At 67.1% G+C, this 12,214-nt stretch carries 11 protein-coding genes; 4 read left to right on the forward strand and 7 right to left on the reverse strand.

What is annotated here, in order from left to right; all coding sequences use genetic code 11:
* Positions 1-5: 5 nt before the first annotated feature.
* From HBE64_RS02700 to HBE64_RS02720, 5 genes are all read right to left on the reverse strand, one after another.
* On the reverse strand, positions 6-1,100 hold the full coding sequence (locus HBE64_RS02700) for a metallophosphoesterase (RefSeq protein WP_167097546.1): 1,095 nt from the start codon (positions 1,098-1,100) through the stop codon (positions 6-8).
* On the reverse strand, positions 1,097-1,930 hold the full coding sequence (locus tag HBE64_RS02705) for an ABC transporter permease (protein ID WP_243841474.1): 834 nt from the start codon (positions 1,928-1,930) through the stop codon (positions 1,097-1,099). Before HBE64_RS02705 ends, HBE64_RS02700 begins: the two co-directional genes overlap by 4 nt.
* Positions 1,917-2,711, reverse strand: coding sequence for an ABC transporter ATP-binding protein (locus HBE64_RS02710; protein ID WP_167097548.1), 795 nt, complete (start codon positions 2,709-2,711; stop codon positions 1,917-1,919). Before HBE64_RS02710 ends, HBE64_RS02705 begins: the two co-directional genes overlap by 14 nt.
* The gene (locus tag HBE64_RS02715) at positions 2,708-3,733 is read right to left on the reverse strand and encodes an ABC transporter substrate-binding protein (protein WP_167097550.1); all 1,026 of its coding nucleotides are present in this window, start codon (positions 3,731-3,733) and stop codon (positions 2,708-2,710) included. Before HBE64_RS02715 ends, HBE64_RS02710 begins: the two co-directional genes overlap by 4 nt.
* Before the next feature lie 189 nt (positions 3,734-3,922).
* Positions 3,923-6,274 carry a hypothetical protein gene (locus tag HBE64_RS02720; RefSeq protein ID WP_167097552.1) on the reverse strand — a complete coding sequence of 784 codons (2,352 nt, stop codon included), beginning with the start codon at positions 6,272-6,274 and terminating at the stop codon, positions 3,923-3,925.
* Positions 6,275-6,354: 80 nt separating this feature from the next.
* Here HBE64_RS02720 and HBE64_RS02725 point away from each other — a divergent pair, with 80 nt between their 5' ends.
* The gene (locus tag HBE64_RS02725) at positions 6,355-7,257 is read left to right on the forward strand and encodes a LysR family transcriptional regulator (protein WP_167097554.1); all 903 of its coding nucleotides are present in this window, start codon (positions 6,355-6,357) and stop codon (positions 7,255-7,257) included.
* A 150-nt stretch (positions 7,258-7,407) separates the two neighbouring features.
* Here HBE64_RS02725 and HBE64_RS02730 read toward each other — a convergent pair whose 3' ends face one another.
* On the reverse strand, positions 7,408-8,205 hold the full coding sequence (locus tag HBE64_RS02730) for a family 1 encapsulin nanocompartment shell protein (RefSeq protein ID WP_167097556.1): 798 nt from the start codon (positions 8,203-8,205) through the stop codon (positions 7,408-7,410).
* Complete coding sequence (locus HBE64_RS02735; RefSeq protein WP_167097558.1) at positions 8,202-9,224, reverse strand: Dyp-type peroxidase; 1,023 nt, start codon at positions 9,222-9,224, stop codon at positions 8,202-8,204. The genes HBE64_RS02730 and HBE64_RS02735 overlap by 4 nt, the downstream gene beginning before the upstream one ends.
* A 42-nt stretch (positions 9,225-9,266) precedes the next feature.
* Here HBE64_RS02735 and HBE64_RS02740 point away from each other — a divergent pair, with 42 nt between their 5' ends.
* The 3 genes from HBE64_RS02740 (at position 9,267) to HBE64_RS02750 (ending at position 12,208) form a co-directional block, all read left to right on the forward strand.
* Complete coding sequence (locus tag HBE64_RS02740) at positions 9,267-10,541, forward strand: M18 family aminopeptidase (protein WP_167108541.1); 1,275 nt, start codon at positions 9,267-9,269, stop codon at positions 10,539-10,541.
* A 14-nt stretch (positions 10,542-10,555) separates the two neighbouring features.
* Positions 10,556-10,909: a VOC family protein gene (locus tag HBE64_RS02745; RefSeq protein ID WP_167097560.1), complete on the forward strand. Its 354-nt coding sequence runs from the start codon at positions 10,556-10,558 to the stop codon at positions 10,907-10,909.
* 84 nt (positions 10,910-10,993) lie between these two features.
* Positions 10,994-12,208, forward strand: a complete 1,215-nt coding sequence (locus HBE64_RS02750) for a sodium:proton antiporter (RefSeq protein WP_167097562.1) — start codon at positions 10,994-10,996, stop codon at positions 12,206-12,208.
* Positions 12,209-12,214: the final 6 nt, after the last annotated feature.

Here is a 12,214-nt window from a genome sequence, read left to right on the forward strand (position 1 = left end):
ACCGTTCACTGCCATAAGAACGGCCGATCGAGGGCGATGGTTCGTTCCGCACGGGGATACCAGCCCTGGGGCGCGAACTGGCTGGTGTGCAGATAGCACTGCACCCGCACCTCGCGGCTGCCCGGAGTGAATGTCAGCAGCCGGCTCACCGGCAGGGTGGTCCGTGGCATGTGGTGGCGGCTCAGCGATGCGACGTTGAGAAACCAGGTCCCCCAACGGCGTTCGATGTGAGTCTTGCCGCCGTGGTTGTCCTCCGGGTGGGTGTGGGTATGGCCGGCCAGCCACATCTGCACCCGACCCGGGCGCTCGGCCAGGAACGTCTCGAAGGCCCCCGAATCAGGTTGGCTGTCCACCCAGTACAGATAGGACGCGCCCTGAGGCGTGCCCTGCTCGAACGGACGGTGGTAGTACTCCTCCCACTCTCCGGCCGCGTTCCTGCGCACCCCCTCCCACTCGCCGGAAGCCACGGTGGTGTCCTTCAACACGTAGTGGTGCGCCGCGACGACGACGGCGTCCGGGTTGGCGTCGACCATCTGGGTGAACCAGTCGAACGTCTCACCGCCGACCACTCCGCCGGGGTTGCCGCCCAACGTTCCGCGCCCGACGGTCTGGGAGGGTTCGTTTCGGTCGCTCATCATCAGGAACAACAGGTTGCCCACCCGGAAGGAGTAACGGTGCCAGCTCCCCTCGATCGGGTACCGGCGTGCGGCAGCATCGACCCCGGAGTACTCGGTGTGCTCACCAAGCGGGTCGATCCACTTCTGCCACCACCAGGCCTCCGGTTCGGCCAAGCCGCTGCGGTCGTGGTTGCCGCACACGCTGTAGACGTCCTCGCGGCGGTGGGTCCGCAGCGCCGCGAACTGCTCGCGCACTTCTCGGCCCTCGTCGTCCGCCGGCACGTCGTGGTGAGCGCCGGACATGTCCCCGACATCGACGGCGATGTCCCAGCCGAAGGCGGGCCCGCCTTCGGTACCGCCGGACTCCGACTGGGTGATGGCCTCGGCAAGACTGCGACGGCCGAACTTCTTGTCCGTGCCGACGTGCGCGTCACCGAAGGCCCACAGCCGAAACGGTCGCGCGGCCGGATCCTGATGTGTCATGAGTCCGCCGTGTCGATCAGGCCCCAGCGGCGCCGGATCACCCTGTCCAAGAAGGTGAACAGGGCGTCGATGATGATGCCCAAGATCAGGATCACGATCATGATCGCAATTGCCGCGGGCATGTCCGACAGGTTCTGGGCGTTCTCGAGCAACACGCCGATCGAGGCGGTGTTGGTGACGATGACGACGAGTTCACCGGACATCAGGCTGCGCCAGGCGAACGCCCATCCCTGCTTGAGACCGGCGACGAACATCGGCAGCGACGCGGGCAGGATGAGGTGCCGGTAGAGCGCCACCCCGCGCAGGCCCATCGACTTGGCCGAGCGCAACAGCAGCGGCGGGATGTGGTCGGCGCCCGCGATGACTCCGGTGGCGATCGCCGGCGCGGTACCGATCACGATGACGAACAGAATCGCTGACGTGGTGATGCCGAAGAAGATGATCGCAAACGGAAACCAGGCTATCGCCGGCATCGTTTGCAAACCCGTGATGACCGGCCCGAACGCACTGCGCAGCAATCGGTTCCGCGTCACCACGACGCCAACGGCCGTCCCGATCACCAACGCCAGCGCGAACCCGCACACCGCCCTGCCCATGGTGGTCCAGATGGCCTGCCACAAGACCGCGTGGTGCGCTTGGGCCCACAACTCGGCCAGTACCGTGGCCGGGCTGGGCAGCACGAAGGGCGGTTTCCAGCCGCTGAGGTACACCAGCTGCCACGCCAGCAGCACGGTCAGGATTCCCAGTACCGGCGGCATCAGCGAGCGGATGACACCAAGGGACGAGTAGTTGGTGCGTCGCGGTGATCGCACGACCTCAGTGAGTGTCATGGCCACCGCCACCGGACTGCAGACGATCGGTGATCACAGCCGCCAGCTGCGCCACCTCGGCCGTGTCGACGCGCCGCGGACGTTCGATCCGGACCGGGAAGTCGGCAAGAACCCGCCCGGGCCTGCTGCTCAACAACACGACGCGGTCAGCCAGCCGCACCGCTTCACCGACGTTGTGCGTCACGAACAGCACGGTCAACCCACACTCGGTGACCACCCGTTCGAGTTCGGTGTGCAGATGATCGCGGGTCATCGCGTCGAGGGCGCCGAACGGCTCGTCCATGAGCAGCGTATTCGCGTCCTGAGCCAGCGCTCGAGCCAAGGCCACCCGCTGGCGCATGCCTCCGGACAGTTGGTGGGGGCGAGCGTCGGCGAATTCGGTGAGCCGGACCGTGTGCAGCAATTCGGCGACACGTTCTGCCCGCTGCCGCTTGGGTACCCCGCGGGCCCGCAGCGGCAACTCCACGTTGCGTGCCGCGGTCAACCAGGGAAACAGAGCCGCTTCCTGAAACATCAAGGCCGGGCGGCCATTCCCGGTGAACACCGCGCCCGAGGACGGCTGCTCCAAACCCGCCACGAGCGACAGCAATGTGCTCTTGCCGCAACCGGATGCGCCGACGATACACACGAAGCCACCGGATTCCACGCTCAGGGAGATGCCGTCGAGCGCCTGGACATCCGACCGGGCCTGCCGGTAGACCTTCGACACCTCCGTCAGCCGGACGGCCACCTCGGACCCGGAGTGCGGAGGACTCGCCGCCGTGCACACGGGGCTGGTCATGCGTCAACCTGTGGCTTTCCCGATGCCTTCAGGAGGTCGTTCAGCAGATGCAGGTCGAAGATCCCGTCGAGGTTGATCGGTTCGAGCAGGCCCACCGAAACCGCCTTCTGCACCTGGTCTTTCAACGAGGCGGCGTTGGGATCATTTGTGAAGGTCGTCTCCTGGAAGGACGCGCGGAGCACGTCCGGATCCAGCCCCTTGCCCAGCGATTTGGCCAGCGTCGCGTTGGCGGCCTGCGCGGCAGCGTCGGGACTGTCGTGGATGAGGTCATTGGCCTCGACCTGTCCGCGGAGCAGACCGCTGACGACGTCGGGGTGCGCATTGAGGAACTCCTGGCGTACGACCAGCACGGTGATGGTGTTCGGGTCCGTCCATAGCGTCGTGCCGCCGGCTTTGACCAGCTGAACGTCGTACGGGGCGGACTCGATCGCGCCGGCGATCTGATTCGCGGCGAACTCCGCGACGATGGCGGACTCAGGCTTGGTGGGTTTGATGAAGACGTCGCCCCCACCCTGGGCGTTGGTGTGCAGGCCGTTCTCCTTGAGCCACGACCGAAGGCTGACATCCTGTGTCCCACCCAGGGCGGGGTCGGCCAGCGTCTTGCCGCGCAGGTCCTCGGCGGTGCGGATCTCCGGTTTGACGACGAAAGACGTTCCCCCCGTTGCTGATCCGGAGACGATCTTGATCGCGGTGCCGCCCGACTTCTGCCAAGCGTTGAACACCGGGTTGGGCCCGACGTAAGCAGCGTCGATCTGGCCCGACAACAGGGCGGTGACCTCCTCGGTGCCCTGACCGAACGCCTTGGCATCCAAGGTGACGTCGGGCCCGAGATTCTTGCCGAAAAGCCCCTTGTCGATGCCGACCAAGGCGGACGCGTGGGTGATGCGGGTCAGGTAGCCCAGGCGCAGTGTGACGGAGTGGGCCGCACTCGTCGACGAGGCGTTCTGTCCGCAGCCGGTCAGCCCGGCAACGAGTACGGACAGCAGCACCGCCGCCTGAATAGTGAACATGCGTCGAGGCATGATGTCTCCTGGAGGAAAGTATGTGTACCGAGAATGGGTGTTGACCGGCCATCGGCCGGTGCGATGAAGTGCAGGACAGCAGGATTCAGCGAAAGCGGGCGAAGCCGCGCAGGCCGCAACAGGCGGCGGCGATGACGCGCTGCAGATCGATGTGCAGGCGTCTGGTGAGCTGCGACCGAAGGGCCGGTGTCACGCCGGGCTCCGATCAGGCCGGGAGAGGAACAACGGGCTGGTCCACAGTTGGTGGCCATCGGATTGCCGTGCCCGCAGGTAGACGGCGCTGTCGCCGTGTGGAAGATCCAGTGCGAGGCGACCGGTGGCCGTCACGGGCAGCATTGCCGGCTCCGCGATCCGCTCGACCCTGACCGCCAGGTTCAGGCCGCCCACGCTGATGTCGTGATGAACCGACTGCATCAGTTGCTCACCGGTGATCGTCAGTGCTGCTTCGAGGCCGCCCTCGATCACTGTGGTGGACAGCTCCAGTCGCGCCTGTGCCAGTGCGGAGAGCCGCAACACCACGCCGATGTCGCTGCCGTAGGTCACCGTGCGCCAGGTGAGCCCGTCGGCGAGAGTGTCGAAGTGCTGTTCGGGATGCGTAGCGGCCCAGGGCGTCACCGTTTCGATATCGGTTCCGCTGACCCGTAGCCGCCCCGTCCAGGTTGCCCACCGATAGCGGTCTCGATGGCGCGCCCCGCCCCAGCGGACTCGGACCAGTTCGTCGGAGAGCCCTGTCTCGGTTTGCAGGTCGCGCCGCCAGAGTCGCCCGGTGGTGTCGCGTACCTCGAGCTCCTCGAGTCCGGTGCTGCCGTAGAGGGCGTACTCCGCCGCGAGCTGCTCGGCGTCCACCTCGAACTCGTCGCCCATCCAGTGCTCACCGGAGTGCAGAAGCGCGACCGCTCGCGCGCCGGTGGTGGCCCAGGTCCGGCGGGAGCGCAGGGCGCGCCCGACCTCCCCGCGGTTCAGCTCGGTGGCCAACACCCCGGTGAGCCCACCGTATCCGCCGAAGATGTTGGCGCCGGGTGCGCCGCCGCCGGGGCGACCCCGGTGCTCGTCGCTGGCAGCGCTGGCGCCCAGACGCAGACCGCGCGCCAGCGCGTCTTCGAAGAACCACGGACTGGTGCCCCAGGCCGAGTGCACCTCGATCAGGCGCTCGAGGCCCGGATGGTGCCAGTCCAGAACGGCACGCCGGCCCCCCACGTGGGGGATCAACAGATAGGACTCGGGATCGTGGTCGTAGGCGGCGTACAGGCGGGTGATCGGCCACGCTTGTGGCGCAAGCTCATTGGTCGACATCCCCTGGTGCCACTCCAGCGAACGGGCCAACGTGGTGTCGTCGCCGAGGAACACGACATTGTGGTCCCCGCCGACGCCGGCGGTGCCGCACCACTCGACTCCCGGGTAGCAGACGAACCGTCCCTCTTCGGTCACCTCTCGGCAGGCCGACACGACTTCGGCCCAGGCCTGATCGGTGATCTGAAAATCGTTGGCGGTGTAGCCCAATACGTCGAGAGCGCCGACGTCGCGCCCGAACGTCAGATTCCACGGGGTGTCCTGGGTTCCGACGGTGTCGTTGGAGTGCACGTGCAGATCAGCGAAAAAGCCTCGGGGAGAGGGGAGTTCGTCGACGATGTCCAGGTGGCAGGTGCTCGACAGCCGCTCGGGGGCGTCCAAGTCGGCGAGAAGCTCGACGGTGCCACCGCTGGCTGGAACCGCCACCGTTGTGCACGCCCATCCGGTCGTGGGGAACGCGGCTCGTGCCACCGACAGGTTGTCCACCGCGGCATGGATCGTCGCCGGCACGTCGCGGCAGACGTTGCCCCACCGGTCCTGAAGATGGGCACGCAGCTGGGCGGTGTCGACATCCGCGCGAACCACCCTGGGGCCGTGCACGACCAGCCGCTCCGGCCTGCCGGGTGTGATGGCAAGCCTCGTGACCCCGGCATGAGCCATCCGCGATGTACCCAGCGCGTCGACGAACAGATGGACCTCGAACTCGTCCTCGACGAAAGTCTGCACCCTGGTGCCGGGACCGCCGAAACTCCGGTCACCCAACCGGATCTCGATGATGTCCCCCGGGCGCAGGTACCCATCGACCACGTGGATCAGCAGTGATTTCTGGAAGGGGCGCTCGCCACCCTTGACGTCGTATCTGACCTCGAGGTGCTCGACGGTGGCGAGCCCCTGCTCGGACGCGCGTCCGGCGCGAGAACGGTGCACCAGGCGGGCCGAGGCGTAGTCGCGGCCGTGCGGATCGACCGTCTGGAGGTCCCAGTCCGAGTAATACCGGAAGCACAGTTTGAGCCAGCCGCTGTCGGCGATACCCGAGCGGCCCACGATGTAGGTGAAGATCAGTTCTTCGATAGCGCCGGCCACCACCGACGGGGTATCGCAGGACAGGACGCCGAGGAACGGCAGGGCGTCCAGTTCCTCGTTGACGTGCGCGGCGACAACAGGATCCGAGCAATCGTTGGTCTGAACGCGCGACTGAGGCCGCACCGCGACGCGGACAGCTGGCGCGTCAACCGAGGCGGGGACCGACATGGCGTCAATTCTGTCCGGCACCCACCTACCAGTCCAGTTCATATATATGATGCGATCTATCATCAGGAGTGATTGGTGCGATGAACCTTCAACAGCTGCGCTACGTGGTAGCCCTGGCCGAAGCGCAGAGCTTCACCAAGGCTGCCGAGAGTGCCTTCGTCGTGCAGTCCGCGTTGAGTCAGCAGATCCGCAAGCTCGAGGACGAACTCGGCGTCCAACTGTTCGAACGCACGACGCGGTCGGTATCCCTCACACCGGCAGGCGAGGCGCTGATCCCCCTGGTCCATCAGGTGCTCGCCGGAATCGATCAGATCACGGTCGACGCACAGGCACTGAGCGGAACGATCGGTGGTCGGCTTACGGTCGGGATGATGGAGGTGCCCTCGGAGAGCCTCGATGTCGCGGCGCTGATGGCGACATTTCACGCCCGATACCCCGAGGTCAGCGTGACACTGCGCAGTGGCGGCAGTGATCTGCTGATCGACGCCATCCGGGATCGCAAGCTTGACGTCGCCATCGTCGGCTCGAATGTCGCCGGCGCGAAGGGCCGGTTGACGCACACCGAGTTGTTCAGCGAGCCGCTCATCGCGGTGCTTCCGGCAGGGCATCCGCTCGCGGCGAAGTCGTCACTCGCGCTTGCCGAACTCGCCGAGCTGCCGTTCATCGACTTCCCTCCCGGTTACGGCCTACGGCACGAAACCGACCGGGGGTTCACCGGCGTGCCCAGGCGCGTTGCCTTCGAGGTCACCCGCGTCGACGAGGTGGTCCAGTTCGTCCGCCGAGATCTGGGCGTTGCGCTGTTGCCGGAGTCGGTGGCGACATCGCGGGCCGGTGGCGACGTCTCACTCGCACTGCGACCGGTGCGCGGCGCCAATCTGCACCGACAGGTCAACCTGATCGCGCCTGCCGGCACGGTGCGGTCGGCTGCCTGCCATGCGTTCATCCGCTGCGTGGAGGCACACGTCCGTCGCGCCGACCGGTAATCAAGCGGCCCGACGGGACCGGTCAGGAAAGCCACCACACTGGCGATCTCGCGCGGCTGCCCCTTTATTCCGAGCGTGCGTTCTTATCCGCCTCTCGCGGCGTGTTGCGGATGAAACCGCGCAGTCGCGAAAAGGGGAGGCGATGCGCAGTTACGGCGTCAGGGCGACCGAGGCCTCGGCGGTGTAGCAGAGGAACGTCAGCGTCTCCTGCAGGTAGAGCTGCACGGTCTCGGCATCGTGGCTCAGGTAGCCGATCGACACGTCGGTGCCCAGCTGAAGATCGAAGTCACCGCCGCGGGTGCTCAGCACGAACGCGCCGTCGATGGCGGGCGCCCAGATGATCTCGCCGTCGACCAGCCGGTTGAGGTGTTCGCGAATGGGATAGCCGTGCTCTGTGGTTTCGCTGACCTTGGTGTAGGCGTCCGCCGACAGCAGCACCGAGTACGGCCCGTCGACACCGGCCAGCCGCAGCTCCGAAAGCGCCTGCGCGACAACGTCGGGGTACTCGCGGGGGTCGGCGGGCAGGGCCAGCGCCGGGTTGGAGCTGGAGCTGCGGATACCGTCGATCGACGCGGCACCATAACCCTCGAAGATCGCGCGGTCCTCCACGAACGCCAGCTTCTTGGCGGCCTCCTTCACCGAGTCCCAGTCCGAGTCCTGCGATCCGCGCTCGACGTCGTCGATCGCGTCGCGCGACACGGTGAACGGAACCCGCAGCCGGACAAGTGGTTTGGACTCCCGCAGGTGTGCGACGACACCGTCGGCGGGTGCGGTCACATCGCGCAGGTGCCCGGTGCTCACCGCGGCGGTGACCGGTCCACCCGGACCGCTGACGTCGACGACACGCCGGCCGGCGATGTGCCGCTTGAAGGTGCGCGTCGCCTCCAGTTCGATTTCTTCCCAGGCGGATTCGGTGACCGGAGCGAGTTCGCGGTAAAGGTTGTTCATTGGGGCTGTCCTTTCAGGCTGCCGATTGCCAGTGAGCCGTCGTGAGTCGGGGGAGGGGCGGTCTGCGCCGCCGGCGTGTCAGTGCCGGGCAGCGGTGGCGGATCGTCGAGGAAATCGGCGACGGGGGTGAAGAACAGGGTTCCGGTGACTGCGGTCGAGAAGTCCAGAATGCGGTCGGTGTTGCCCGGCGGGCTGCCGATGAACATGTTCTCCAGCATCTTCTCGGTGACCGCAGGGGTCCGCGAGTAGCCGATGTAGTAGGTGCCGTACTCGCCCTTGCCGACCTCGCCGAACGGCATGTTGGCTCGGACGATCTTCAGTTCGTTACCGTCGGCGTCCTCGATGACGTTCAGTGCCACATGGGAATTGGCGGGTTTCACATCGTCGCCGAGTTCGATGTCGTCGAGTTTGGTGCGACCGACGACACGTTCCTGCTCTTCGACCGACAGCGACTCCCACGACCCCATGTCGTGGAGGTACTTCTGCACGTGCACATAGCAGCCGCCGGCGAAGTCGGGATCCTCCTCGCCGATCTGGCTGGCGCTCAGGGCAACCTGGCCATCGGGGTTCTCGGTGCCGTCGACGAAGCCGAGCAGGTCGCGGTTGTCGAAGAACTTGAAGCCGTGCACCTCGTCGACGATCGTGATCGCCCCCGCCATCGCCTTGGCGATCCGGCCGGCCAGCTCGAAACAGACGTCGAGCACCTCGGCGCGGATGTGGAACAGCAGATCGCCCGGCGTGGCCGGGGCGTGGTGGCGTCCGCCGTGCAGCTCGATGAAGGGATGCAACTCGGCAGGGCGCACACCGGCGAACAACCGATCCCACGCGTCGGAGCCGATCGACGTCACCAGCGACAGATTTTTGGACGGGTCGCGGAAGCCGATCGCGCGAACCAGGCCGGCCAGGTCGGGCAGCGCGTCGTGCACCACCGCCTCACCGCCTTGGTTGATCGTGGCCACCAGGAAGATGGCCGCCGGTGTCAGCGGCGCCAGTACCGGTTGCGGCTGCGGGGAGGGCACTGTTCGACCCTAATGGCTGCGCGGTCGGACATGATGGTCAACATGTCGACCGGGGCCAGTGCACACGGGCTGTGCGAATTCATCGACGCGTCGCCGTCGCCGTTCCACGTCTGCCAGACGGCGGCTCGCCGGCTGGACGCCGCGGGATATACCGAACTGTCCGAGACCGACCGCTGGCCGGAGCGCAAGGGGCGCTACTACACGGTGCGGGCCGGCTCGCTGGTCGCCTGGAACAGTAGCGACGACCCCACCCGGCCGTTCCGCATCGTCGGCGGGCACACCGACAGCCCGAACCTTCGGGTCAAGCAGCACCCCGACCGGGCGGTCGCGGGCTGGCAGGTCGTGGCGCTCGAGCCCTACGGCGGGGCGTGGCTGAACTCCTGGCTGGACCGCGACCTGGGCGTCAGCGGCCGACTGTCGGTCCGCGACCCCGATGCCGACGGCGGCGTCTCGCATCTGCTCGTCCTCATCGACGAGCCGATCCTGCGGGTTCCGCAGCTGGCCATCCACCTGTCCGAGGACCGCGCCGCGGTCAAGCTGGACCCGCAGCGGCACGTCAACGCGGTGTGGGGGCTGGGCTCGGCGCCGCGCTCGTTCCTCGACTACGCCGCCCAGTGGGTCGGTGTGGATCCGGCCGACCTGCTCTCGGCCGATCTCATGACCCACGACCTGACCCCGTCGGCGCTGATCGGCGCCGACGGGGAGTTCGTCAGCGCGCCGCGGTTGGACAACCAGGGCACCTGCTACGCGGGGCTCGAAGCGTTCCTGGCCACCGAACCGCGCGGCTACCTGCCGGTGCTGGCGCTGTTCGACCACGAGGAGGTCGGCTCGACATCCGACCACGGCGCCCAATCCGACCTGCTGCTCACCACACTCGAACGCATCGTGTTGAGCGCCGGCGGCGACCGAGAGGACTTCCTGCGCCGGCTGACCGCGTCGATGGTGGCCTCCGGTGACATGGCGCACGCCACCCACCCTAACTACCCCGACCGCCACGAGCCCGGCCACCTGATCGCGGTCAACGGCGGACCGGTGCTCAAGGTTCAGCCCAACCTGCGCTACGCCACCGACGGCCGCACGGCAGCCGCGTTTGAACTGGCCTGCCGCCAGGCGGGGGTGCCGCTGCAGCGCTACGAACACCGGGCCGACCTGCCGTGTGGCTCGACGATCGGCCCGATGACCTCGGCACGCACCGGCATCCCGACGGTCGACGTCGGGGCGGCGCAGTTGGCCATGCACTCCGCGCGTGAACTGATGGGTGCCGCCGACGTGGTGTCGTATGCGGCTGCGCTGCAGGCGTTCCTGTCACCGGCCTGACCTACGCTGGCCGCATGGCTCTCGGCGTGGAGATGATCACATTCGACTGCAGCGACCCCGACGGGCTGGCCGACTGGTGGGCCGGTGCCGTCGGGGGCAGCGCCACCGCGGTGATGCCCGGCGAATTCGTCATGGTCTCCCAACCCGACGGACCCCGGCTCGGCTTCCAGCGGGTCGATGACCCGACACCCGGCAAGAACCGGGTGCACGTCGACTTCGCCGCCGTCGACGTCGAGGCGGAAGTCCGGCGGCTGGTCGCCCACGGCGCCACCGAGACGGCACGGCACTCGTTCGGGGACGCGTTCAGCTGGGTGGTGCTGGCCGACCCGGCAGGCAACGCGTTCTGCGTCGCTGCCGCCGCGCACTGAACGGCACCAGAGGTGTTCTCCTGACCCGGGGTCATCGGGAGAGCCGAACTCGCGGCGTGGTGGTGCCCGAGTGATAATCACCCGGTGGTGTGGTCGGTCGCCGGATTAGCCGCGATCATCGTCGTGTGGTCCTTGGTCGCCCGCCGGCTGGAGCGATGGCGCATCACACCCGTCATGACACTGGTCTTCGCCGGTGCGTTGGTCGGATTCGTCACCCACGATGCGCTGGCAGCCGGCATCCAAGCCCACGTCATCGAACCGATCACCGAAATGATCCTCGCCATAGTGCTTTTCGAGCACGCTGCCAACATTCGCGGCGGATACTTCGGCGGACAGACCGTGTTGGCGATGCGGCTGCTGTTCGTGGCGCTGCCGATCAGCCTGGCACTCGCCGTCGGACTCGGGATGTGGTTGCTGCCGGGATTGTCATGGCCGATGCTGCTGGTGGTGGCCTGCGTGGTGGTCCCGATCGACTTCGCTCCGGTGACCTCCTTCCTGCACGACACGCGAATCTCGTTGCGGGTACGCCAGCTGTTCAACGTTGAGGAGGGTTACTCCGACGGCGTGATCGCACCGATTTTTCTGTTCGCGTTGGCGATCTCCGACGGCGAGCACAGCAAGGCCGAGAGTATCGCGACCGCGCTGAGGGAAGGACTGCCCCATCTCGCGGTCGCAATAGCCCTCGGTGTGGGGATCGGCACCGGCCTGGCGTGGCTGGCCAACACCGCCGACCGTCTCGGCTACATGACCGAGCAATCCCGGCGCTACCTGGTTGTCGGTGCGCCCGTGCTGACCTACGCAGTCAACATCGGTCTGCATGGCAACGGGTTCGTCGCCGCCTTCGTCTGCGGTATCGCCTTCAACAGCGTGCGGCGCTACATCGACGACAGCCGGGAACAGGAGTTCATCGACGACATCACCTTCCTGCTCACGGCGGTGGTGTGGTTCGTCTTCGGCGCGGTCGCCTGGTACGTCCTCGAGGACGGCGTGGAGTTGGGCCAGGTGGTGTTCGGCGTCTTGGTGTTGATCGTCGTCCGCGGCCTTCCGGTCATGCTGGTCCTGCTCAGATCCGGGTTGACGTGGCCCGAGCGCAGCCTGATGGCGGGTCTGGGTCCGCGCGGCACCGCAAGCATCGCGCTCGGGCTGCTTGCCTACATCGTGCTGCCCGACGCTCCGTCGGAAACGCTGCTGACGGTGATGATCATCGTGGTGCTCGGCAGCGTGGTGATCCACGGCCTGGTGGGTCCGATGCTGGTGAGTCGGGCTTCCGTGGAACCGGCTGCGGCCGCCAGGCCATAAACTGTC

The organism is Mycobacterium sp. DL592 (genome assembly GCF_011694515.1).
Lineage (GTDB): Bacteria > Actinomycetota > Actinomycetes > Mycobacteriales > Mycobacteriaceae > Mycobacterium.

Bases quoted from the DNA above. Each gene is read 5' to 3' on its own strand.
- HBE64_RS02745 (WP_167097560.1), top strand. From the start codon at position 10,556: ATGGCTCTCGGCGTGGAGATGATCACATTCGACTGCAGCGACCCCGAC.
- HBE64_RS02705 (WP_243841474.1), bottom strand. From the start codon at position 1,930: ATGACACTCACTGAGGTCGTGCGATCACCGCGACGCACCAACTACTCG.
- HBE64_RS02710 (WP_167097548.1), bottom strand. From the start codon at position 2,711: ATGACCAGCCCCGTGTGCACGGCGGCGAGTCCTCCGCACTCCGGGTCC.
- HBE64_RS02730 (WP_167097556.1), bottom strand. From the start codon at position 8,205: ATGAACAACCTTTACCGCGAACTCGCTCCGGTCACCGAATCCGCCTGG.
- HBE64_RS02725 (WP_167097554.1), top strand. From the start codon at position 6,355: ATGAACCTTCAACAGCTGCGCTACGTGGTAGCCCTGGCCGAAGCGCAG.
- HBE64_RS02715 (WP_167097550.1), bottom strand. From the start codon at position 3,733: ATGCCTCGACGCATGTTCACTATTCAGGCGGCGGTGCTGCTGTCCGTA.
- HBE64_RS02740 (WP_167108541.1), top strand. From the start codon at position 9,267: ATGTCGACCGGGGCCAGTGCACACGGGCTGTGCGAATTCATCGACGCG.
- HBE64_RS02700 (WP_167097546.1), bottom strand. From the start codon at position 1,100: ATGACACATCAGGATCCGGCCGCGCGACCGTTTCGGCTGTGGGCCTTC.
- HBE64_RS02720 (WP_167097552.1), bottom strand. From the start codon at position 6,274: ATGTCGGTCCCCGCCTCGGTTGACGCGCCAGCTGTCCGCGTCGCGGTG.